We start from the raw sequence: 23,108 nt of genomic DNA on the forward strand, positions 1-23,108 counted from the left end.
TATTAAATCAAACCTTTTTTTTCTCTGAAATTCTATTCGACGAATTGTCCTATGTTTTTCATTTTCAATGTTCAATTAGTCTAATTTAGAAAAAGAAAATGATATTTTGATTTAACATTTGATCAAAACACCATTTTCAGATAAGTATTATGAAATTATTTGTTTAAAAAAACTATCTAAACTTTCTTTTATAAAGTTTTCGTCTAATTCACAAATCACTGGATTCCCAAAACTTTTTAATAATATATATTTTATTTTCAAATCTATATTTTTCTTATCTTGTTTCATTAGATTTACAATAGGTTCTAATTCTAATTTTGAATAAACAGGATAATTCAATCGATTATACCAATTTACAATTTCTTTAAATTTTAAGTCAACCTCAAAGAACTGTTCACTCAAATAGATTGAAAATAAGGTTCCAAATGCAATAGCCTCACCATGAGTTGTTTTCGCATAACCTAAATAAGCTTCAATCGCATGCCCAAGAGTATGGCCTAAGTTTAAAAATGCTCTTTCACCAGTTTCTCTTTCGTCCTTGGAGACAATTTCATTTTTTACACTTATCCCCATTGTCACACATTTTTCAATTAACGCATCATCTAAATTTTCAAGTGAAAGAATATTATCCATTAACCAATTCAAATTGTCGGTAGAAGAAATCATAGCTTCCTTACTAATTTCAGCAAAACCTGATCTCCATTCCTCAATTGGCAAAGAAGATAAAAAGTTTAATTCATACAAAACTAGTTCCGGCTGATAAAATGCGCCAACTATATTCTTAGCTTTTGGAAGATTTATAGCGACTTTACCACCTATAGCACTATCGTGGGCTAGTAAAGTAGTCGGTAATTGGATAAAACGAATACCACGCATATAAGAAGCTGCAACAAATCCTGCTAGATCACCAACTACTCCTCCACCTAAAGCAATTATTAAACTATTACGATCTAATTGGACATCAAAACAATAGGTTAAACAATTTTCGTACATAGCAAAACTCTTACTTTTTTCACCATGTGGAATGATAAAGTGTTCAACTTTATTTGCTTTACTACAATTTAGTAATACTTGCTCTAGATAAAGTGGAGCAACTTGATCATCTGTAATGATTAATATCTTTGAAACTTTAGGTACTAAGCTATCCAACTTTGATTGTAGTTGACTCAATACTCCAAACCCTATACAAACATCATATTGTTTAGAGCTTGTTTTGACAGTTATCGCATTCATTAAAACTTCCTCGCATACTCACGGAAATCTTCAATATTACGCTTTAAACGCTCAAGTTGATCTGATTCAAATTGTTCAATAACTGCTTTTGCAACTTCCCAAGCAACAATATGCTCTGCTACTACACTTGCTGCTGGAACAGCACAGCTATCTGAACGTTCGATACTTGCTTCATAAACTTTTTTTGTTTCAATATCAACGCTTTGTAACGGCTTGTATAGCGTCGGGATTGGCTTCATTACTGCTCGAACGACAATAGGCATACCTGTTGTCATACCGCCCTCAAAACCGCCTGCACGGTTCGTTAATCGGTAGTAGCCTTGTTCTTCTGAATATGCAATCTCATCATGAACTTCACTACCAGGTAAGGATCCAGCTTGAAACCCGATTCCAAATTCTACACCTTTAAAGGCATTAATGCTTACAATTGCCCCTGCAATTTTTGAATCAAGTTTTCTGTCATAATGAACGTAGCTACCAACACCAGCTGGCATACCTTCAACAACAACTTCTACAATCCCACCAACTGAATCGCCATTTTGCTTTGCATCATCAATTAATGTTTTCATATTTTCTGTAGCTTCTGCGTCTATACATCTTACTTCTGAGTTTTCAGCTTTATTATGTAAGTCTTCTACATTTTTATAGTCTAAATTCTTCGCTTTAACTCCACCAATTTCAATAACATGGCTTGCAATTGTGATACCTAGCTCACTCAACAATTTTTTTGCCACCGCACCAGCTGCAACACGTACAGTTGTTTCACGAGCAGAAGATCGCTCTAAAACATTTCGTACATCTCTAAAACCATATTTTATAGCTCCATTTAAATCGGCATGCCCTGGTCTTGGTTTTGTAATGCTTCTTTTTCCTTCGTATTCTAGATCTTCTAAAGGTTCAGCACCCATAATATTAGTCCAATGTTTAAAGTCGTTATTTTCAACAACCAGTGCGATTGGAGAGCCTAAAGTATAACCATGTCGAACACCACTAGTAATTTGAGCAGTGTCCTTTTCTATCTGCATTCTTCTCCCTCTTCCATATCCACCTTGACGTCTACGAAGTTCAACATTTATTTCTTCTGCTAAAATTGGTAAGCCTGCTGGAACGCCTTCAATAATTGTAGTTAATTGTGGACCATGTGATTCACCTGCTGTTAAATAACGCATTTCAACACCTTCTCTTTATGTAAGTTTAAAATTAATTAGTTACTACTATAGCACAACCTATTCTGAATTTAATATAAAAAGAGAGCCATATTCCGGCACTTTTTTGATTTTTTAACAAAAAAATGAATTATTCAGTAGAAAAACCTAATGCTCAGCATTTGATTGTGCAATCTTTTTTATTAATATTTTAAATCAAGAAAAAATCGGATGAAATCTCTTTACAGCTTAAAGACTGTACCGAGAAAGCTCATCTAATGTTGTAATTAGTTTTTATCATATTCAATTATTTTTCGTCATTCTCATTGCTAAAGCATTTGAGTCTCTGATTATTCCTGTACCATTTATAAGGTCGTTTTTTCAAAGCATTCACCGTCAGCTTTTTTTAGATAATTTTACTTATGATTGAAGCTTTGCACGGAAGTCTTTTAACTCAAACATAAATTCTTCAAATTGTGGAATATTCATTTGTTGAGCCGAATCTGATAAAGCAACTGCTGGATCAGGGTGTACTTCTGCCATTACTGCATCTGCTCCAATTGCTAGGGCTGCTTTTGCTGTCGGTAATAATAAGTCTTTGCGACCTGTAGAATGTGTTACATCTACAACAACTGGTAAATGTGTTTCTTTCTTTAGAATCGGTACAGCTGAGATATCTAATGTATTTCGAGTAGCTTTCTCATACGTACGAATACCTCTTTCACATAAAATAATTTGGTCATTTCCTTGCGAAATAATGTATTCTGCTGCATTAATAAATTCTTCAATTGTTGCTGACAGTCCGCGTTTTAATAACACTGGTTTATTTACTTGACCAACTGTTCTCAGTAAATCAAAGTTTTGCATATTACGTGCTCCAATTTGAATGACATCAACGTATTCTAACGATCTTTCAACATCATTTGGATTTAGTATTTCACTTATTACTGCTAAATCAAATTCATTTGCCACTTTTCTTAAAATTTGTAGTCCTTCGTATCCAAGACCTTGGAAATCGTATGGAGAAGTTCTTGGTTTAAATGCCCCGCCTCGCATCATTGTTAAACCTTGTTGTTTCATAGCTTGTGCTACTGCACGTACTTGTTCGTAGCTCTCAACTGCACATGGACCCATAATAAATGATTGAGAACCATCACCAAGGACAATATCATTTTTCACTGTAACAATTGTATTGTCAGGCTTTTTCTTTCTTGAAACTAAAAGAGCTTTTCTGTGATCATCCTCTTGTAGTTCTAAGCTTGCTTGGAAGATCGTCTTGAAAATATGTTGTAAAGTTGACGTTTCAAAAGGGCCCTCATTTACATTTGCAATCATATCTAACACTTCACGCTCACGAACTGGATCGAAACGCTTGATACCATGTTTAATCTTTTGTTGACCAATTTCTTGAACAACTTTTCCACGCTCGTTTAATAATTCAACGATTTTTAAATTAATCTCATCAACCTTATCACGTAAATTTATTAATTCATTATTTGTACTCATTTCCTTTTCCCCCTTAAATTTAAAAATTCTAATGTCCAACACCTCTACTTTTCATCAAGTAGTAGGCATGTAAAAAATAAAAACAAAAAGCCCCTACTGAATAAACAGTAGGGACGAATTAATTAATCGCGGTACCACCCTAGTTGTGAACAAAAACTCTGTTCACCACCTTCATTTTGTTAACGATCAAAACGACCGTTTCTATTTTCAATAAATGAAAAAGAAATTGCTCCAAGAATGTAATTCAGCATACCATATGTACTGACTCGCAGCTTACGTCAGCTCTCTTAAACAGGGAAGTTATGCCTACTGTGCCCTTATCATCGCAATATATTTAATTGTCAAAAGATTCATTAAAAAAGTTATTAATGATGATTATAAGCAGATTTAAAGAGGCTGTCAATGTATTATTTTTTTACAATTTATAACTTATTCACTATTTTGCTTACTCATAACGATTCTACTAAAGTTAATACGAAAATTGATCCACAGATCTAGATTTTAATCATTTCCAAAATAAAAAAGCCAGCAATTATGCTGACTTCTTTGTCTAAAACTTTTTATTTATTAGTATACCCACTCTTTAATAAGCTTAGAGTATTCAACTAATTCATTTTGATTGAAGAAAATACCGATTTCACGTTCTGCACTAGCAGGTGAATCTGAACCATGGATAATGTTTTTGCCTACAGTTGCAGCATACTCTCCACGGATTGTTCCTGGTGCTGAATCTTTAGGGTTTGTTGCTCCCATCATTTGACGAGCGGTAGCGATTACATTTTCGCCTTCCCAAACCATAGCGAATACTGGGCTTGAAGTGATGAAGTCTACTAATTCACCAAAGAAAGGACGTTCTTTGTGCTCAGCATAGTGAGTTTCAGCTTGTTCTTTACTCACTTGCATTAATTTAGCTCCAACTAATTGGAAACCCTTTTTTTCGAAACGTGAAACGATTTCACCAATTAAGTTACGTTGTACACCATCAGGTTTTACCATTAAATAAGTTCTTTCCATTATGCTCTACCTCACTTGATTTCAATTATGTATAAACAACACAGTTAGAATAGTAACATCAATTTATAAAATTATCAATAGTTTAAAATCTTGTTATATTATAAAAATTGAAATCGCTTCCAGATTATTCATTAACTTTAATCAATATAACTGATTAACGGGAGTTCTATACGTATCTAAAAAGCCAAAAGAGGCAGTTGTAAATGCACTAGCATTTTCCCCGCCTCTAGTTTTTTCGATTTCCAATATTTTTAGCAATTAATATTAACATTTCCTTTGCTTCACTATTAGGAAGGCTATTGATACTGTTTAAAGATTTTTGTAAATATGCTTCACTGACTTTTCTTGCTGCTTTAATATATGTACTTTTACGAATTTGATTGATAAGAGGTTTTACAGATTCCGGATCGATTCCTTCATAAACGGATTCAATTTTCTCTTTAAGAGCTAAATCATTCATCGCAAACAAGACAGGTAATGTAATATTCCCTTGGATTAAATCGCTACCTGATGGTTTTCCTAATTCTTTCTCAGAAGCCGTAAAATCAAGAATATCGTCCATAATTTGAAAGGACATACCTAAATAGTATCCGTAATCTTTTAAACACTTTTGAAAAGCCGGAGAGGCTCCTGATGCAATTGCACCAATTTCACAACTTGCTGAAATTAAAAGTGCAGTTTTTCGTTTAATTCTTCTTAAATAACATTTTAAATTTTGGTCAAAATTATATTTATCTTTTATTTGTTCAATCTCACCTAAACAAATCTCTAAAATAGTCTCAGATAATTTTTGATGGGCCAATGGGATTTCGATTTCTGACATACATTCCAATGCTTTTGCAAATAAAAAATCCCCTGCATACATAGCAACACGATCATTGTAAGTGGAATTGATTGTCGGTTTACCTCTTCGTAAACTAGCTTCATCAATTACATCATCATGAACTAATGATGCCATATGTATGATTTCCAAAGTAGCTGCTACATTTTTAATCGATTGAAGGTTATATTGTCCAAATTTAGCACTAAGCAATACAAAAACTGGTCTAATTCTTTTACCACCAGATTCAAGCAACTGTACAGATGCGTTTTTCAAAATTGGCTGTGAAGAATTAACTACTTTATGAAGCGTGCTTTCAATCTCATTAATGTCCTTTTTTAAATAAGAATATTTCCATTTAACCTTCATTCCGTTCACCTTACTATTCATCCCATTTTCTCGCTTTTTTGTAACTAGCTTTTTGGTTTAACACCTAAATGCATTGCTGCTACACCAAAAGTATAAGGTTTAATTTTTATTTTTTCTAATCCTGCTTTTTTGAAAAGATTTGCAAGTTCATTCATTCCTGGGAACGTGCTTGCACTTTCTTGTAGCCAAGAATATTCTTTAAAGCTTTTAGCAAATATTTTCCCAAAAATCGGCATGATGTATTTAAAATACGCTTTATACACATGTCTAATACCAAATGCAGTCGGTTGTGATGTTTCTAAACACACAACAATACCCCCAGGTTTCACGACTCTTGTCATTTCCTTCAACACTTGATAATAATCTGGAACATTTCTTAAACCAAATCCAATTGTAACGACATCAAAATAGTTGTCCTCAAATGGTAACTCCATAGCATTGCCATGAATTAATTTTACTTGGTCCAAATGCATATTTTTAACTTTTTCTTCACCAATTGATAGCATATTTTTGCTAAAGTCTAATCCTACTACTTCTCCGTCTTTTCCAACTGTATTTGCAAGTGCAATTGTCCATTCACCAGTACCACAGCATACATCAAGCGCTTTCATACCTTTTTGAACATTCATAATTTTCATAGTTTGTTTGCGCCAAGCAATATGTCGTCTAAAACTAATAATACCATTCATTGTATCATATTTATTGTAAATCTTTTCAAACACGTCATGTACGCGTTCTTCTTTTGATTGAGTCATATAAACCCCCACTAAACTAATTACGATTACTTCTATGTAGATTAATTTTGTAATTGTATTATTTTTGATAATTCTTCTTTTGTTTTAGCTAAATCAACAATCCCCATTATTCTTTGAAATTGAGAAATAAAATCAGAGTAATTTTCAACTGAAGATTGTTCGAATTCTTTTTTCAGTCTTGACATTAAACATTCTTGCTCAATATGCTTTATAGATTCTTCTGCTGAAATAAATTTTGCAAAATGTACAAGTATAGTTGATTCGATTACAGTTATACAGTTGAAAAGATCTTCTAAAGAACTAAATTGTTCGTGAACTAGATTGATCTTCTCTTCATTCATTTCTTTAACAGCATATGACAGTTCTCGAATTAAACCAATTTCCCCAGTTTTAGACAGAGCATCGTAGTATAGTCCACTATATAAGTCTCCTTCTAAAACGGTTAATTGTTTCTTCTCACGATCCATTGGAGTACCTTCATATGTGGATACCTTTTCATGAGTATCTAAAGCAATTTGATGAATCATCAAGGCTTTACAGTAATGTACAATTTTATCACTCGTAAAATTGTGATCATTTAATAAATTTATTAATAAAGTAACCTTTACATCATCAATTGTCGGTGCTTGCAGATGTTGATTTAAATATGGGTGTTTAATCGTATGTAAGATTTGAGTGATTACTTCATTTTTTAACTCGTGAATACTATTCATTATTTCCATCCATTCCATTTATAACTGATTTTTTCATTATACCATAAGTATTTTAGATGGTATAAGTTGATTGCTCAATCAACTTGAATTATTTTATAATGAATATTTTAAAAAAAGCAGGACTTCCGGCTTTTTAGACTGCCTGTCAAACGCCCTGCTTTTTGATTATTAGATTCTATTTAGTTGAATGAATCATTGCAAGTATTTCATTTCTTCCTTGCACATCTTCTTTAAGTGAGCCACGAACTGCAGTCGTAACAGTTTTTGAGCCTGGTTTTCTTACTCCACGCATAGACATACACATATGTTCAGCTTCTACAACTACCATTGCACCGTGTGGTTGTAGCACTTCCATAATAGCATCTACTACTGAGGCAGTAATACGCTCTTGTAACTGAGGTCTTTTAGCTACTGTTTCTACAGTACGTGCTAATTTACTTAAACCAGTTACTCTACCATTTCTAGGAATGTACGCTACATGAGCAACTCCGTAAAAAGGTAATAGATGATGTTCGCACATTGAATGGAATGGAATATCTTTTACAAGAACTAATTCTTCATGATCTTCACCAAATACTTTATGTAAATGAGCTTTTTCATCTTGGCGCATACCAGAGAATACTTCAGCATACATTTTCGCAACTCGCTTTGGCGTTTCGTAAATTCCTTCTCTATTTGGATCATCACCGATAGCTTCGAGAATTAGACGAACCGCTTGTTCAATTTTTTCTAAATTAACTTCATTCATTAATTGATCCCCCATGCTAAAAAAAATTCTAATATTCACTATCAGATTCGTTTTATTTTAACATAATTCTTTTTTTATAGGCAAAAAAAGAAGGATACTTTCTTTAAGATCACCTAAAAACAACGCTTTCTATGTCCAAAATTAATGATTGATCCCAAAATCATGGGACTTTTTGGACTTTTTTTAGCAAAAAAAGAAGGATGCTTTTATTAGCATCCTTCTTTTTCGCTTAAATTATGTAATTATTTTACTGCATCCTTAAGCGCTTTACCAGGTTTGAAAGCTGGAACTTTACTAGCTGCGATTTCGATTTCCTCGCCAGTTTGTGGATTACGTCCTTTACGAGCTGCACGCTCACGAACTTCAAAGTTACCAAATCCGATTAATTGTACTTTATCCCCGTTTTGTAACGCACCAAGAATTGATTCGAATACAGCGTCTACTGCTAAAGTAGCTTGTTTTTTAGTTAATTCACCAGCTTCAGCAACTGCATTGATTAAATCTGTTTTGTTCATGTCTTTCACCTCCTCCCAAAATTTTAGAAATGTTTCTTAATTTCATTTGTGACCAAAATTTTAAATTTTATACAACAAATTCCAATTAATTTCTTTGTCATGCCTTATATTATACGATTCTACGGCTTTTTTCAATATGTTTTATAAGAAAATGTTGGAATTACTCGAAAACAGGTGGTGATTTTTCTGAAAAATTCATGTTTCGTCTTCAATTTTGTTACAAGGTCTCGTGAAAGTACGATGATTACTGTATTAATTGGCATTTTTTTAATTTTTTTGATGATTTTTAATAAATTAACTTTTGTTGAAATTTGTCGAATATTATTTATTTTATCTTACTAATTTTCTATGTTTTTTCTTCAAATTTCATTTCCTTAAATAAAAATAACGATTAGATTTTTTAAAGATTAACCTTTATTTATAGCAAACACAAAAAAAATCAGATGGTTTTTACCACCTGATCAATTAATAATTAAAGGATAATTGCAATTAAACCGCCACTTCCTTCGTTAATAATTCTTTCTAAAGTTTCCTTCAATTTATATCTTGCATTTTCAGGCATTAGAGAAAGTTTCGCTTGGATGCCTTCACGCACGATTGAACTTAATGAACGTCCAAATATATCTGAGTTCCAAATTGATAATGGATTATCTTCAAAATCTTGCATTAAGTATTTAACAAGTTCTTCACTTTGTTTTTCAGTTCCGATGATTGGTTCAAACGTTGACTCGACATCAACTTTAATCATATGAATAGAAGGTGCTACTGCTTTTAATTTCACCCCAAACCTTGAACCATGGCGTATAATTTCTGGCTCATCCAAGCTCATATCTAAAAGTGAGGGTGCAGCAATTCCATAGCCGGTCTGTTTAACCATTCTTAAAGCATCTGCTACTTGATCATATTCTTGTTTTGCATGAGCGAAATCTTGCATTAATTCTAATAAATGATCTTTTCCGCGAATTTCTACTCCTACAACCTCTTTTAAGACTTGATCATATAACTCATCTGGTGCAGATAAATCAATCTCTGCAACCCCTTGACCCATATCTATTCCAGCTAGTTGTGCATGTTCAATAAATTCATAATCACTAAATTGGCCAACTACATAGTCTACATCTCTTAATCGCTTAATATCTTTAACTGTTTCTTGTATTGCTTCTTGGTAGCTTTGGCGTAGCCAGTGATTTTCTTTTAAAACTAATACCCAGCTAGGTAAGTTTACGTTCACCTCAAGGACTGGGAATTCATATAAAGCTTCGCGAAGTACGTTCATTACATCTCCTTCGCGCATTGCTTCAACACTTAATGCAATGACAGGAATATCGTACTTTTCAGATAGTTCTTGTCTAAGTGCCTCTGTATTAGGATGATATGGCTGAGAAGAGTTGATCACCATAATGAAAGGCTTTCCAACTTCTTTTAATTCAGCAACTACTCTTTCCTCTGCTTCGATATAATCATATCTAGCTATTTCTCCAATTGTGCCATCAGTTGTTACAACAACTCCAATTGTTGAATGCTCTTGAATAACTTTTCTTGTACCGATTTCCGCCGCTTCATTAAATGGAATCGGTTCTTCATACCAAGGAGTGCTAATCATTCTAGGACCATTTTCATCCTCATACCCTTTAGCTCCTGGCACACTATAACCAACGCAATCTACTAATCGAATATTTACATCTAACCCATCCGCTACATGAATTTTAACTCCTTGATTCGGAACGAATTTTGGTTCAGTAGTCATTATTGTTTTACCTGCAGCGCTTTGAGGTAATTCATCATGTGCTCTAGCACGATCCGCTTCATTTTGAATATTAGGGATTACAACTGCTTCCATAAAGCGTTTAATAAATGTTGATTTACCAGTACGCACGGCACCTACAACACCTAAGTAGATATCTCCTCCTGTGCGCTCGGCAATGTCTTTAAAAATATCTATCTTTTCCATGTGTTCCCCTCCCGATTTATCAATACATGGGAATAATTGACTTGAAGTAGTATACCTATGACAATATCATTCTATGATGTTGTCCTAGTGAGTTATGACAAGATTTTTTATTTTTTCTTTTTACTCACTTCGGATCAAATAAAAAAATCCTTCGATAAAATGTATTCTTTTATCAAAGGATTATGATTTATATTATTTATTTTTGTTCTAAAAACACCGGTTGTCCATCTTTAATCGTATATGGAAGTGAGTATGCAGGCACGATTGGAGAGTCTTTTACTAAAATAGAACGAATATCTTCACCGAATATATAATTTTTCGCTTCTTTAATTTTTGCATATAAATCAGTTGAATAGTCAACATAGAACTCCCCATCATTCCCCATTATGATTGGTAAGTTCTTATTGCTATAAGGACTGACTACGAACGGTTCTTCTTTGAAACCCATCTTTTTATAGTTTAATAGAAAAACACCATTAGCCAATGTTTTCTTGATTGGTGGGTATGTATGTTTATCTTTATAAACTTCTACTCTTAAGGATACATCTCTTAGTTTTTCTGCAATTCTAAGATCGACTAATTTAACCGTCGGATTCTTTTCTGCATCTATTAATACGTACTGAAAGATCCCACCATTTTCATAAGAATTACCAGGTGCATCACTTAAATAGCCAGGTGTTAGTTTTGTAAAATCAATTGGATATTTAATATAAATTGGTGTACTCATATCCTTGTTTTTTATAGGTAACATTCCTGAATTGTTTTCCTTAAATTTATTAACTGCAGTTTGAACAGATTGCAATTGATCATCATATGGTACTTGATTTTGTGCAAGTTTATCTTGTGGATATAAACAGCCACTTAATAAACTAATTACAAAGCACATTAGAATGGAAAGAAATAGCTTTTTCATGTTAGTCCCCTTTATTCTCATTAACTAGGCCAGCTTAACACGATATATGTAATTAAAATCCCTGAAATAATTAAAGACATATATGCAATGAAGGCTGTAATCATTTTTAAAAATTTTATTTTTATTTTGTTTCTACTCAAGAAAATTAAAAATAATGATAAAAGCATTAAGCCGATTCCTACAAAAGAAATAATTTCATTAATATGTGCCGCGTTCATTATGTTCCCCCTATGTATTTTCTACCATTATTATAGTATCAAAATAATCACATGATTTGAATTAAAATCTTTTTTAATCCTATTAAGACATTATCGACTTATTTAATGCTTAAGTATACTTGGAAGTTATTAATTTATTTCTTTGCTTCATAAAAAATCCATTAGAACAAATTCACTAGTTACACCTTAACAAACACCATCAAAATACCTCCTTGTTAAAACGAACCAAGGAGGCACTCAGGACCATTCACATATTTAAAAGTGCAAAATAAAAAGAAAGAAAAAGTAAAAATATACTCCTTCTTTCTTCGAAGCAAACTGGGGCAATTGCTTCGTAATCTTCTTCGACTAACACCCACCAGAATACATCCGGTATAAGTCATTCTATATTATGCGAAAATGTATGATTATGCACTAAATACATCGCTGAAGAATAAGCCCAATTATTTTTGTTTAAACATATTTGTTAATGATTGAAAATCTAATGGCATATTATTTGTAACAATTGCTTGAACGATTTTGTCTTCTTTTTCCTTAGAAACTTGACGACCTGTCATCAATGCAATTTGACGAACTAGTTTTCTAACAGTTGCTTCATCTTTAAAGTTTGCATCTTTTACTGAATCAGCGACTTTAAAAATATCTGATTTGCTTACATTTGCTTTCTTTTCAATTTTATCGAAGAAACCATTTGGATTATTATTAGTCACCATTCAAACCTCCTTCTTTTCTATACAAATATGCTATGCAAAAAAAGAGAAATGGTGAAACGCCTATTTTAGTCCATAAAAGAAAAAGCACTAAAACAAAGTTTTAATGCTTTCAGACTGCCCGTTAAACGCTCGCTTTCCTCGTTACTTCGCCAGTTGAGCGGTGCTCAATACCGTCTAGGGTAATTCCGCTCCTCACCAGGCTTCGCGCCTCGAAAGACAAGCGCTTGCAATCAGTCTGAAAATCAGGTATTTTGTACTTTGTTTACAAAGAAAAAGCATTAAAACAAAGTTTTAATGCTTTTAATCTGACTATATAAATTAATTACTCGGTAAGATCGCTTATATAGTTTGAAGTACTTTCGCCTTCATGTTTTTTTACACGAGACATCAGTGCATCAACTGCTAATTTAGGATTTTTATTTTCAAATAAAACTGCGTGTAATTCATTAACAATTGGCATTTCTACATTTACTTGTTTTGCTAATTGATATGCAGCCTTAGTCGTGCGAACTCCTTCAACGACCATACCCATATTATCTAGTACTTCGTCTAAAGATTTGCCTTTCCCTAATAAATTACCAGCTCTCCAGTTACGGCTATGGACACTCGTACAAGTTACGATTAAGTCGCCCATTCCAGTTAAACCAGCAAAAGTTTGAGTATTCGCTCCCATAGCCTTACCTAAACGAATTATTTCTGCAAGTCCTCGTGTCATTAATGCAGCTTTCGCATTGTCGCCATACCCAAGTCCGTCAGTAATACCAGCAGCAAGTGCGATAATATTCTTTAATGCTCCACCAATTTCTACACCGATTACATCTTCGTTTGTGTATACACGGAAATAACCATTTGAGAATAATTCTTGAACAATTTCCGCATCTTCCATATTTTTTGATGCCGATGTTACAGTCGTTGGATGTCTTAAAGCAACTTCTTCAGCATGACTTGGTCCTGATAATACTACTACCGATTTTAAGAATTTCGAATCAATTTCTTCAGAGATCATTTCAGAAACACGCTTAGATGTGTCTGGCTCAATCCCTTTACTTGCATGGATGATCGTAACTTCGTTCATTAATTCATTATTTAATTGCTGACAAACTTCTCTTATTGCTTTAGTCGGTACAACAAGCAAAATATAGTTAGCCCCATTGATTGCTTCCTTTAAATTAACCGATCCCTTTAAATTTTGAGGTAAATTAATTTCCGGTAAGTATCTTTTATTCGTATGTTGTTCATTTATTTCATTTATTTGTTCGGATTTATTTCCCCATAAAGTAACCGTATGCCCATTATCTGATAAAACCATGGCTAAAGCAGTTCCCCAACTACCTGCACCTAAAACAGCGATTTTTTCCAAATCAACACTCCCCTTCATAAAGAATCCATATTTCGAATTTAAGCTCGTGCACGACCGATAATCTTAATTGGAGATCCCTCGAAATCAAAAGCATCTCTAATACGATTTTCTAAGAAACGCTCGTAACTAAAATGAAGTAATTCAGGATCATTTACAAAAACAACAAATGTTGGTGGTTTAATTGCTACTTGAGTTGCATAATACACTCTTAATCTTTGTCCATTATGTGTAGGTGTTGGATTCATCGCAATTGCATCCATAATAACATCATTTAGTACATTTGTTGGAACACGTAAACTATGGCTTTCACATGCTTTATTTATCATCGGTAATAAAGTTTGAGTTCGTTTCTTCGTTTTAGCTGATAGGAATACAATTGGAGCGTAGTCTAAGAATTGGAAATGTGCTCGAATGTTTTCAATGAAATCATTCATCGTTTTTTCATCTTTTTCTACTGCATCCCATTTATTTACAACAATAACAATTGATCTACCTGCTTGATGAGCATAACCAGCGATTTTCTTATCTTGTTCGATAATACCTTCTTCACCATCTAATACAACTAAGACGACATCTGATCTCTCAATTGCACGTAAAGCACGTAATACGCTGTATTTTTCCGTACTTTCATAAACTTTACCTTTTTTTCTCATACCAGCTGTATCGATAATGACATAGTCTTGGCCATCTTTTGAATAAGGCGTATCGACTGCATCACGTGTAGTTCCTGCAACATTACTTACAATTACACGTTCTTGACCTAATAATGCATTTACTAAAGATGACTTCCCTACATTTGGTCGTCCAATTAAACTAAATTTAATTGTCTCTTCATCGTAATTATCATCTTCTTGCTCAGGGAAATGTTTTACAACTTCATCAAGTAAATCACCTATTCCTAAACCATGTGAACCTGAGATTGGAAATACTTCTCCAAAACCTAATGCATAAAAGTCGTAAATATCGCTTCTCATTTCAGGATTATCGACTTTATTAACGGCTAATACTACCGGTTTTTTTGTTTTATAAAGGATTTTAGCAACTTCCTCATCTGCCGCTGTAACACCTTCACGTCCATTTGTTAGAAAAATAATAACATCCGCTTCATCAATTGCGATTTCAGCTTGTTGACGAATTTGCTCTAAAAATGGCTCATCACCGATGTCAATTCCACCTGTATCGATTAAACTAAATTCTTGATTTAACCACTCTCCTGAACTGTAAATACGATCACGAGTAACTCCTGGAATATCTTCTACAATTGAAATTCTTTCTCCCACTACCCTATTAAAAATAGTTGATTTCCCTACATTTGGTCGTCCAACTATTGCAACTGTCGGTTTAGACATTTAATTCATCCTTCCTAGCATAACTATGTACCATTTAAATCATCTAAATGAGTTTTAGTTTAGTATTAAAAATTGATTTATTTAAATAACTTATCTATTTTAACAAAAAACACGAGAAAAAACCAATACACTTCAACTTTTTAGTAATTTTCTATTTTTGAGACTTACTTTTGATACGTAAATTACTATGAATTGAATTGCTGACAATAATAAAATAGACATTAATAATGTATCAAACCAACTTAAATCTCCAATTATATATTTAAAATCAATCGACTTAAACGTAATATAATTAAAAATTTCTCCCTGAACTAGACCGATTGTTATATAACGAATTTTGTCATAATAGGATTTACTTAAAAAGAAAGTAAGTAGTAATACTAAAAATGAACTAATTATTCTCTCATCAATAAAAAAGCTTGCAGGATCATAAATCGATAGCAGTGTAACTACACTATATGTCATTCCTATAATCAAGCCTTTAAAGAAATGAACTATTTGCTCAATTAAATTTAATAAACTAATAAAGTAGCTTATGATAAAAATTATAATGATATATGAAAGATTTATTTCAATTGAAAATAGATCAATTGTATAAGCTGAACAACTAATTAATATAAGCACTCCAGATAAATACAAGAAATTCTTCTTAGTTCGATCCCTATAAAACAAAAGAAATAAAACAATAATCCAAGAAGTAAATATAAATAAACTACCCTGCACACAAAAACCTCCTAATAGTACTAGTATGAACAATTCATATTCAAAAATAATCAAATCGAAAAGAAAGTGTATAAGAAGTTGCATTTAAAACGAATCTATAAATGAGATTTTTTTGGAGGTGAATCGAGTGGGAAAAGATCGTCAAGAAAAGAAACTTAAACAATCTAGAAGAGTTGAATCTGATCGAGATCAAAGCATACATTATAAAGGTGCTACACGTTTAGACACACCTGAAGAGGCAAGAGCAGAAAATCAGCATAACTAAAGTGTTCTAAATAAAAATCCTTCAGCAAATGGCTGAAGGATTTTTTATTATTTTTTAAATTTATTTAACTTATCACCAAGTAGTTCGCTTAATTGGAAACCACTTTCACTTGGTTGTACGTATTTAGCAATATCCTCTTGAAGTTCAGCTTCACCAGCTTCTTTAATGCTTAATGATAAGCGTTTTTCAGTAGGATTAATTTCTAAAACTTTTACTTTTACTTCTTGACCAACAGTTAAGACTTCGTTTGGATTTTTAATATGCTTATCAGCAATTTGGGAAACATGAACTAATCCTTCAATTCCATTTTGTACTTCTACAAATGCACCAAAGTTTGTAAGACGTTTTACAGTACCCTCGATAACCGCCTCGGCTTTAATGCTTGGATTTAATTGATCCCATGGTCCTGGCTGAATTGCTTTCATTGATAAAGCAATACGGTTTGTATCTGTGTCAATTGAAAGAACTTGAACTTTTACAGTATCTCCTACAGATACAATCTCTTCAGGTTTTGTAACTCGTTTATGAGACATTTGAGATACATGGACTAGCCCATCTATTCCACCAATATTTACAAAAGCACCGAAATTTGTTAATCTTTCTACTTTACCTTCAACGATTTGCCCAACTTTAATAGAAGAGTATGCTTGACGGCGATTTTCAATTTCATTTAATTGCTCAACAGCTTTATGAGATAAGATTACTCGATTTTTTTCGCGATCTAGTTCTTCAATTACTACTTCAAGCGATTGACCAACAAAGCTTCCTAGATCTTCAACGAATTTTTTTGAAACAAGTGAAGCTGGAATAAATCCACGAACGCCTACGTCTGCAATTAGTCCACCATTTACTTGCTCTGTAACGATTACTTCAAAAACTTCTTTACTAGCTAATTTTCCTTCTAATTGTTCCCAAGCCTTAACTGAATCTACGGCACGTTTAGAAAATACAACTGTATCTTCTTCAACTTTAATAACCTTTAATTCAATTTCTTGTCCAACAGTTAGCGCGTCACTTACGTTTTCGATATGTACGTTTGAAATTTCTTTTATTGGAAGAATACCATCTGTTTTTCCACCGAAACCTACGATTGCTTGCTTATCTTCAATTTGTTCTACTACACAAGAGATAATTTCCCCAACTTCTGGCATTACTTTTTCAACCATGTCATATTCCTCCTTATGTTTTAAAAATGGATAGGCCAATTATGTATTATCCTCTTTTACCTTCTAATAAATAAGCAGAAAAGTCAAGAAATCTGATGACTAATTCTTCTAAATATTTTTTATTTTCCCTTCGACTATCGTTAATATGTCATTTACGACATCATCAATGTTTTTTGAAGTAGTATCTAATGAGATTGCATCATCAGCTTTTTTCAATGGTGAAACTTCTCTTTCTGAGTCAATTCTGTCTCTTGTCGCTATTTCTATTTTCAATTGCTCTAAATCACTTTCAAAACCATTTTTGACATTTTCGATATGTCTTCTTTGAGCACGTTCATCTACAGAAGCAATCATAAAGATCTTAACTTCTGCACCGACTAATACATGAGTCCCAATATCTCTTCCATCCATTACAACCCCACCATTTACGGCATATTGGCGTTGTAAATCGACCATTTTTTCACGAACTAAACTATGTTTTGCAACAAATGATACGTTTCTAGTTACTTCTGGTGTTCTTATTGGCTCTGAAACATCTACATCATCGATGAAAACCTTTTGAGTCCCTTCTTCCGGGATTAACTTGATCGTAATATTTGAAAGTAAATTACTTAAATCCATCTCGTTATTGACATCAATATTGTTTTGGATTGCTTTAAAGGTTAGAGCACGGTACATGGCACCTGTATCTATGTATACATATCCTAATTTTTTTGCAACAATCTTTGCAACTGTACTTTTACCGGCAGCTGCTGGTCCATCTATCGCTATACTAATTTTTTTACTCATAAGTCCTCCTACATAAAAAAAGTGCTACTTCAATAGCAACCTTTAATCTTATCATGTCCTAAAAAATTAAAACAAATAAAAATAAAGCAGGCTAGCCTGCTTTATTTTATATTACCATATGATTCCGACGAATTCACCTATTTACCAATATGATTATATACTTCTCTCGTGACGTCCTTAGCTTTTTGCGTAACACCTTCATACAATTCTATTTTGGTTAAATAGACAGAAAGACTAGGGAATGATAAGACGTATTGACTGATGACTAAACAAAATAACTGAATAATAATTAATTTAAATAATATTCGCTCGATTCTTTTCATTTAAGATCATACCTTTTTTATTACCAGTATGATTAGATTCAAATAATTTTATACACAATTTTGAATTTAATTTTTAATTCATCAATCTCTTAACAAATTAAAAAAACGTGCTAAGCACGTTTTTGTGAAATGTATAGACAAGTAAAAATTATTTAGAGAATCCTTCAAGAATGTCATTCACTTCGGATGCTAACATAACAGTTAATTTAATTCTTGCCTTTTTACTATCATAATCTTTACCTAAAATAACACCTTTATTAACTAAATCATAGGCACTTCCGTAATAATCATAAGTCGGATATACTTCGCCTTCTTCAGAACTAGTTGTGATGATTACTTTAACACCATCTTTAACAGCTTTTTCAATTTCTTCAGTCATATGTGGAGAAACTTGTCCTCTTCCAACGCCTTCAAGGACAATTCCTTTAGCTCCATTTTCAACAGCTGCTTTAATTAAATATCCTTTTGCCTCAATATAACATTTAATGATATCAACTTGAGGTAATTCACATGTAATTTTGTATTTATCCTTTAATACCGGTTTTTGATAGATATGTACTTTATCGTTATCGATAATACCTAAGTATCCGAATCCAAATACGTTAAACCCTTGAATATTAGATGCATGTTCTTTTTTAACATATTTTGCAGTAAAAATACGTTCATTAAAGACAACAACTGTACCGACGTTTCGAGCAGATTCGTCAGATGCAGTATAAATAGCATGTCTTAAATTGATAAAAGCATCGGTACCTAATTCACCTGGTGATCTTTGAGAGCCAGTAATAACAACTGGACGATCATCGTCAATTGTTAAATCTAAAAAATAAGCCGTTTCTTCTAACGTATCAGTTCCATGGGTAACAACAACCCCATCGATTGTTTCATCTTGATAGTATTCTTCAATCTTATTCTTTAACAACATCCAATGTTCGAAGCCTATGTGCATACTTGGAACTTGGAAAAAAGAATCAACAATAACATTTATGTCTTTTGGTAAATTGAGCATATCTGCAATTTCTTGTCCTGACAATGCTCCAGAATCTAACTTACCTGATTCTGCATTTGGTTTGCTAGCAATCGTTCCACCCGTTGTTATTAATACTACTTTTTTCATTTTAGCACCTCATTTCACATGAAATTATAACATTTTAAAATTCTTTAAGTAAACAGAAAACGGCTTGAAAATCGTTAATAAAAAAAACGTAGCATCGCTACGTTTTTAGTTTAATTAAAATTTTTATTTACTAGCTAAGTGGGAAACTATTAAGTCACCGTGAAAACGACCATTTTCTATAAAAATTTCGTTTGCATTGTTTCCTGCAGCAATTACCCCTGCAATATAAATACCTTCAATATTTGTTTCCATCGTTTCTGGATTAAATAAAGGTCTTCCTGTTGTATCATCAACTTTTACGCCCATACTTTTAATTAATGTATGATCTGGGTGGTATCCTGTCATGGCATAGACAAAGTCATTCTCAATCTCAATTATTTGCCCTTCTTTTTCGTATACTACTGATGATTCTTTGATTTCAATTAGATTTGCGTTAAATTCCATTTTAATTGTTTCAGAACGGGCAAGTGCCTCGAATTCTGGTAGAACCCATGGTTTAATACTTGGTGAATAAGAGCTACCTCTATAAAGTACAGTTACATCTGCTCCACATTTTTCTAATTCTAGTGCTGCGTCAACACTTGAGTTTTTACCACCAATAATGACAACCTTCTGATTAAAATGTTTATGACCTTCAAAAAAGTAGTGTGAAACTTTACTAAGCTGCTCACCAGGCGTCGATAAATAGTTTGGTTGGTCATAATATCCAGTTGCTACAATTACCGCTTTTGCTTCATAACGTTTTTCTTCACCGTTTATTGTAACGGATTCGATGATAAAATCATTTTTCTTACTAACTGTTTTTACCTCTTCATATGCATTAATTTTAATGTTATTTCGTTTAACAACATCACGGTAATATGCTAGAGCTTGGTGTTTTTTTGGTTTTCTACCTTCAATAATAAATGGAATATTTCCCACTTCTAATTTTTCACTTGTACTAAAAAATGTTTGATGCGTTGGAAAACGACTGAGGGTATGGACAATATTTCCTTTTTCAATTATTAATGCAGATATCCCCTTATTTTTTAATGCTAAGTAAGCTGCAATACCACAGGGTCCTCCGCCAATGATCAGAACTTCAACTTTTTCCATTTGAAACATCTCCAATAAACTAGAGTCTTAGATTTATTTACTATTTCTATTTTACGTAAAATATTCAATTTGTCTAATAATAGCTAATCAAAAAAAACAAGGTGGATATTTTCCACCTTGTTTTTAACTTCAAATATAATCTTATACCCAACCTCTAAATCGGCTAGCTTCAGCCATTTTACGCGCACCAACCATGTAAGCAGCTAATCGCATATTTACTTTTCTATTTACACTTGTTTCATAAATATTATTAAATGAACGTACCATAACTTTTTCTAATCGATCTTCTACTTCTTCTTCAGTCCAGTAGTAACCTTGGTTATTCTGTACCCATTCAAAGTAAGAAACAGTTACGCCACCAGCACTAGCTAATACGTCTGGAACTAATAAAATTCCGCGCTCTGTTAAAATCTTAGTAGCTTCAAGAGTTGTTGGTCCGTTTGCAGCTTCAACTACAATATTTGCTTTAATATTATGAGCATTATCTTTTGTAATTTGATTTTCAATCGCTGCTGGAACTAAGATATCACAATCTAATTCTAATAATTCTTTATTTGAAATTGTATTATTAAATAGTTTAGTAATTGTACCAAAGCTATCTCTACGATCTAATAAATAATCAATGTCTAAGCCGTTTGGATCATGAAGTGCACCATAAGCATCAGAAATACCAATAACTTTTGCGCCAGCATCATGCATGAATTTCGCTAAGAAGCTACCTGCATTACCAAATCCTTGGATAACAACTCGTGCACCTTCTAATTCAATACCTCTACGTTTTGCTGCTTCACGAATTACAATCGTTACACCTTTAGCAGTAGCTGTTTCACGGCCGTGAGATCCACCTAGTACTAATGGTTTACCAGTAATAAAACCAGGTGAGTTAAATTCATCTATTCTAGAATATTCATCCATCATCCAAGCCATAATTTGTGAGTTTGTAAATACGTCTGGAGCTGGAATATCTTTAGTTGGTCCTACGATTTGGCTAATTGCACGAACATAACCGCGGCTAAGTCTTTCTAACTCACGGAATGACATATCACGTGGATCACAAACGATTCCACCTTTACCTCCACCATATGGTAAATCTACAATTCCACATTTTAAGCTCATCCAGATTGAAAGGGCTTTTACTTCATTTTCTGTTACATTTGGATGGAAACGGATACCACCTTTAGTTGGTCCTACTGCATCATTATGTTGAGCTCTGTAACCAGTGAAAATTTTCACTTGTCCATCATCCATGCGAACCGGAATTTTTACAGTCATCATACGAACTGGTTCTTTTAAAAGTTCATACATTTCATTTGAATATCCTAATTTTTCTAACGCTTCTTTAATAACTACTTGTGTAGGCGCTAGTACATCTAATTGTTCTTCAGTGTTGCTATTTTTCTCTGTAGATTTCTCGGCAACCATTGTAAACCCCCTAGAAATTTGAACTATGAAAAGATTCATTCATTCTGAAATTAGTATACAACTTTCCATCCCATTTTGAAAGTTATAAACACATAGAAAACAAAATATAATATTCGTTTAATGTAAGCGTTTTCTAAGGTCATTATACTCCTATTTCCAAAATTTGAAAAGAAAAGAATGTGAAGAAATACAATATATTAATAAAAATTTACAAAAGTAAAACCTCTCGTAATAAATTACTGAGAGGCTTTATTTTTAACGAAATAAAAATGCAGTTGTTCAATAGCATTTTCCGAGATAAGTTCTTTACCATATTCAATAATACGGTAAATTGTTCTTGTGGAAGGATTACCATATTCAGCTAATATCGCATAAAATGTTTCACGATCTAGTCTTCCTATTTCATTCTCTTCGAACTTTAAGTAAAACGTATTTTCAAAAGAGAATAATCTCCCACCTAAAGCTTCACATGAAAATAATTTTTCAGAAAGTAGGATTAGATCATCTAAAGTAGAAAACTCGTACAATATATGTTCACTTTCATCTAGGATTACTTCCATCGAGATAAAATCGTCTTGAAATTCATCTTCCTCTTCTTCAATATCATCGGATTTTGTTACAATAACAACCATCCCTTGAGCTTGAAGAGAGAAAACTTCAACGGATACTTTTCCATCTACTTCGAAACCTAGTTCTACGCTAGCTTCATGCATCATATCTTGAAAAAGCTGTTGAACTTTTGGTGCATTGTACCATAAGTCTTCTTTTGTCAGACCACGTTCAGATAAATCATCAGATGTAAGAAAAACTTTTATTTTATTGTAGTTCAACCGTTCCAACCTCATGAACTAGCCTCCTTGCTGCATTTACCATAGTACAGTTTATG

Annotated in this window: 24 protein-coding genes and 1 other annotated feature; of the genes, 1 reads left to right on the forward strand and 23 read right to left on the reverse strand. The window is 32.9% G+C overall.

Going from position 1 to position 23,108, the window contains the following annotated elements:
* Window positions 1-147 precede the first annotated feature (147 nt).
* The 16 genes from aroB to AN960_RS03205 all read right to left on the reverse strand — a co-directional run bounded on the left by aroB (window position 148) and on the right by AN960_RS03205 (window position 16,045).
* Complete coding sequence (gene aroB / locus AN960_RS03130; protein ID WP_056466675.1) at window positions 148-1,233, reverse strand: 3-dehydroquinate synthase; 1,086 nt, start codon at window positions 1,231-1,233, stop codon at window positions 148-150.
* Entirely contained in the window at window positions 1,233-2,402 is a 1,170-nt protein-coding gene (aroC, locus tag AN960_RS03135; protein WP_056466676.1) for a chorismate synthase, read from the reverse strand. Before aroC ends, aroB begins: the two co-directional genes overlap by 1 nt.
* Window positions 2,403-2,798: 396 nt before the next feature.
* Window positions 2,799-3,884: a bifunctional 3-deoxy-7-phosphoheptulonate synthase/chorismate mutase gene (locus AN960_RS03140; RefSeq protein ID WP_056466679.1), complete on the reverse strand. Its 1,086-nt coding sequence runs from the start codon at window positions 3,882-3,884 to the stop codon at window positions 2,799-2,801.
* Window positions 3,885-3,990: 106 nt separating this feature from the next.
* Window positions 3,991-4,217, reverse strand: a binding site (T-box leader).
* A gap of 234 nt (window positions 4,218-4,451) precedes the next feature.
* Window positions 4,452-4,898, reverse strand: coding sequence for a nucleoside-diphosphate kinase (ndk, locus tag AN960_RS03145; protein WP_025671395.1), 447 nt, complete (start codon window positions 4,896-4,898; stop codon window positions 4,452-4,454).
* Window positions 4,899-5,124: 226 nt separating this feature from the next.
* The gene (gene hepT, locus AN960_RS03150) at window positions 5,125-6,087 is read right to left on the reverse strand and encodes a heptaprenyl diphosphate synthase component II (RefSeq protein ID WP_056466682.1); all 963 of its coding nucleotides are present in this window, start codon (window positions 6,085-6,087) and stop codon (window positions 5,125-5,127) included.
* A gap of 44 nt (window positions 6,088-6,131) precedes the next feature.
* Window positions 6,132-6,842, reverse strand: a complete 711-nt coding sequence (locus AN960_RS03155) for a demethylmenaquinone methyltransferase (RefSeq protein ID WP_056466685.1) — start codon at window positions 6,840-6,842, stop codon at window positions 6,132-6,134.
* A 41-nt stretch (window positions 6,843-6,883) separates the two neighbouring features.
* A complete protein-coding gene (locus AN960_RS03160) occupies window positions 6,884-7,555 on the reverse strand; it encodes a heptaprenyl diphosphate synthase component 1 (protein WP_056466687.1) in 672 nt (223 codons plus the stop codon).
* A 175-nt stretch (window positions 7,556-7,730) separates the two neighbouring features.
* Window positions 7,731-8,303, reverse strand: a complete 573-nt coding sequence (gene folE, locus AN960_RS03165; RefSeq protein ID WP_056466689.1) for a GTP cyclohydrolase I FolE — start codon at window positions 8,301-8,303, stop codon at window positions 7,731-7,733.
* Window positions 8,304-8,545: 242 nt separating this feature from the next.
* Window positions 8,546-8,818 carry a non-specific DNA-binding protein Hbs gene (hbs, locus tag AN960_RS03170; RefSeq protein WP_056466694.1) on the reverse strand — a complete coding sequence of 91 codons (273 nt, stop codon included), beginning with the start codon at window positions 8,816-8,818 and terminating at the stop codon, window positions 8,546-8,548.
* 472 nt (window positions 8,819-9,290) lie between these two features.
* Window positions 9,291-10,769 carry a stage IV sporulation protein A gene (spoIVA, locus tag AN960_RS03175; RefSeq protein ID WP_056466697.1) on the reverse strand — a complete coding sequence of 493 codons (1,479 nt, stop codon included), beginning with the start codon at window positions 10,767-10,769 and terminating at the stop codon, window positions 9,291-9,293.
* Between the two features lie 196 nt (window positions 10,770-10,965).
* On the reverse strand, window positions 10,966-11,682 hold the full coding sequence (locus tag AN960_RS03180; protein WP_056466703.1) for a YphF family lipoprotein: 717 nt from the start codon (window positions 11,680-11,682) through the stop codon (window positions 10,966-10,968).
* A 20-nt stretch (window positions 11,683-11,702) separates the two neighbouring features.
* Window positions 11,703-11,900, reverse strand: a complete 198-nt coding sequence (locus tag AN960_RS03185; RefSeq protein ID WP_056466707.1) for a DUF2768 domain-containing protein — start codon at window positions 11,898-11,900, stop codon at window positions 11,703-11,705.
* A 443-nt stretch (window positions 11,901-12,343) separates the two neighbouring features.
* Entirely contained in the window at window positions 12,344-12,613 is a 270-nt protein-coding gene (locus tag AN960_RS03190; RefSeq protein WP_056466710.1) for a stage VI sporulation protein F, read from the reverse strand.
* A gap of 322 nt (window positions 12,614-12,935) precedes the next feature.
* Complete coding sequence (locus tag AN960_RS03195; RefSeq protein WP_056466714.1) at window positions 12,936-13,991, reverse strand: NAD(P)H-dependent glycerol-3-phosphate dehydrogenase; 1,056 nt, start codon at window positions 13,989-13,991, stop codon at window positions 12,936-12,938.
* Window positions 13,992-14,011: 20 nt separating this feature from the next.
* On the reverse strand, window positions 14,012-15,322 hold the full coding sequence (gene der / locus AN960_RS03200) for a ribosome biogenesis GTPase Der (RefSeq protein ID WP_056466717.1): 1,311 nt from the start codon (window positions 15,320-15,322) through the stop codon (window positions 14,012-14,014).
* Window positions 15,323-15,454: 132 nt separating this feature from the next.
* Window positions 15,455-16,045, reverse strand: coding sequence for a YphA family membrane protein (locus tag AN960_RS03205; protein WP_056466720.1), 591 nt, complete (start codon window positions 16,043-16,045; stop codon window positions 15,455-15,457).
* 127 nt (window positions 16,046-16,172) lie between these two features.
* On the opposite strand from AN960_RS03205, the gene AN960_RS23865 reads away from it, so the two are divergent.
* On the forward strand, window positions 16,173-16,310 hold the full coding sequence (locus AN960_RS23865; RefSeq protein WP_082459340.1) for a YpzI family protein: 138 nt from the start codon (window positions 16,173-16,175) through the stop codon (window positions 16,308-16,310).
* Window positions 16,311-16,357: 47 nt separating this feature from the next.
* Here AN960_RS23865 and rpsA read toward each other — a convergent pair whose 3' ends face one another.
* The 7 genes from rpsA to AN960_RS03235 form a co-directional block, all read right to left on the reverse strand.
* Window positions 16,358-17,476 carry a 30S ribosomal protein S1 gene (gene rpsA / locus AN960_RS03210; protein WP_056466722.1) on the reverse strand — a complete coding sequence of 373 codons (1,119 nt, stop codon included), beginning with the start codon at window positions 17,474-17,476 and terminating at the stop codon, window positions 16,358-16,360.
* Window positions 17,477-17,584: 108 nt separating this feature from the next.
* Window positions 17,585-18,265: a (d)CMP kinase gene (gene cmk / locus AN960_RS03215; protein ID WP_056466725.1), complete on the reverse strand. Its 681-nt coding sequence runs from the start codon at window positions 18,263-18,265 to the stop codon at window positions 17,585-17,587.
* Window positions 18,266-18,402: 137 nt separating this feature from the next.
* Window positions 18,403-18,588, reverse strand: a complete 186-nt coding sequence (locus tag AN960_RS23870; RefSeq protein WP_069031855.1) for a DUF5359 family protein — start codon at window positions 18,586-18,588, stop codon at window positions 18,403-18,405.
* 148 nt (window positions 18,589-18,736) lie between these two features.
* A complete protein-coding gene (locus AN960_RS03220) occupies window positions 18,737-19,705 on the reverse strand; it encodes an asparaginase (RefSeq protein WP_056466728.1) in 969 nt (322 codons plus the stop codon).
* Window positions 19,706-19,828: 123 nt separating this feature from the next.
* The gene (locus AN960_RS03225; RefSeq protein WP_056466732.1) at window positions 19,829-20,800 is read right to left on the reverse strand and encodes a YpdA family putative bacillithiol disulfide reductase; all 972 of its coding nucleotides are present in this window, start codon (window positions 20,798-20,800) and stop codon (window positions 19,829-19,831) included.
* Window positions 20,801-20,941: 141 nt separating this feature from the next.
* Complete coding sequence (locus tag AN960_RS03230) at window positions 20,942-22,222, reverse strand: Glu/Leu/Phe/Val family dehydrogenase (RefSeq protein WP_056466735.1); 1,281 nt, start codon at window positions 22,220-22,222, stop codon at window positions 20,942-20,944.
* A 236-nt stretch (window positions 22,223-22,458) separates the two neighbouring features.
* The gene (locus AN960_RS03235; protein ID WP_056466738.1) at window positions 22,459-23,067 is read right to left on the reverse strand and encodes a genetic competence negative regulator; all 609 of its coding nucleotides are present in this window, start codon (window positions 23,065-23,067) and stop codon (window positions 22,459-22,461) included.
* Window positions 23,068-23,108: the final 41 nt, after the last annotated feature.

The organism is Bacillus sp. FJAT-25509 (assembly GCF_001420605.1).
Taxonomy (GTDB): domain Bacteria; phylum Bacillota; class Bacilli; order Bacillales; family Bacillaceae_G; genus Gottfriedia.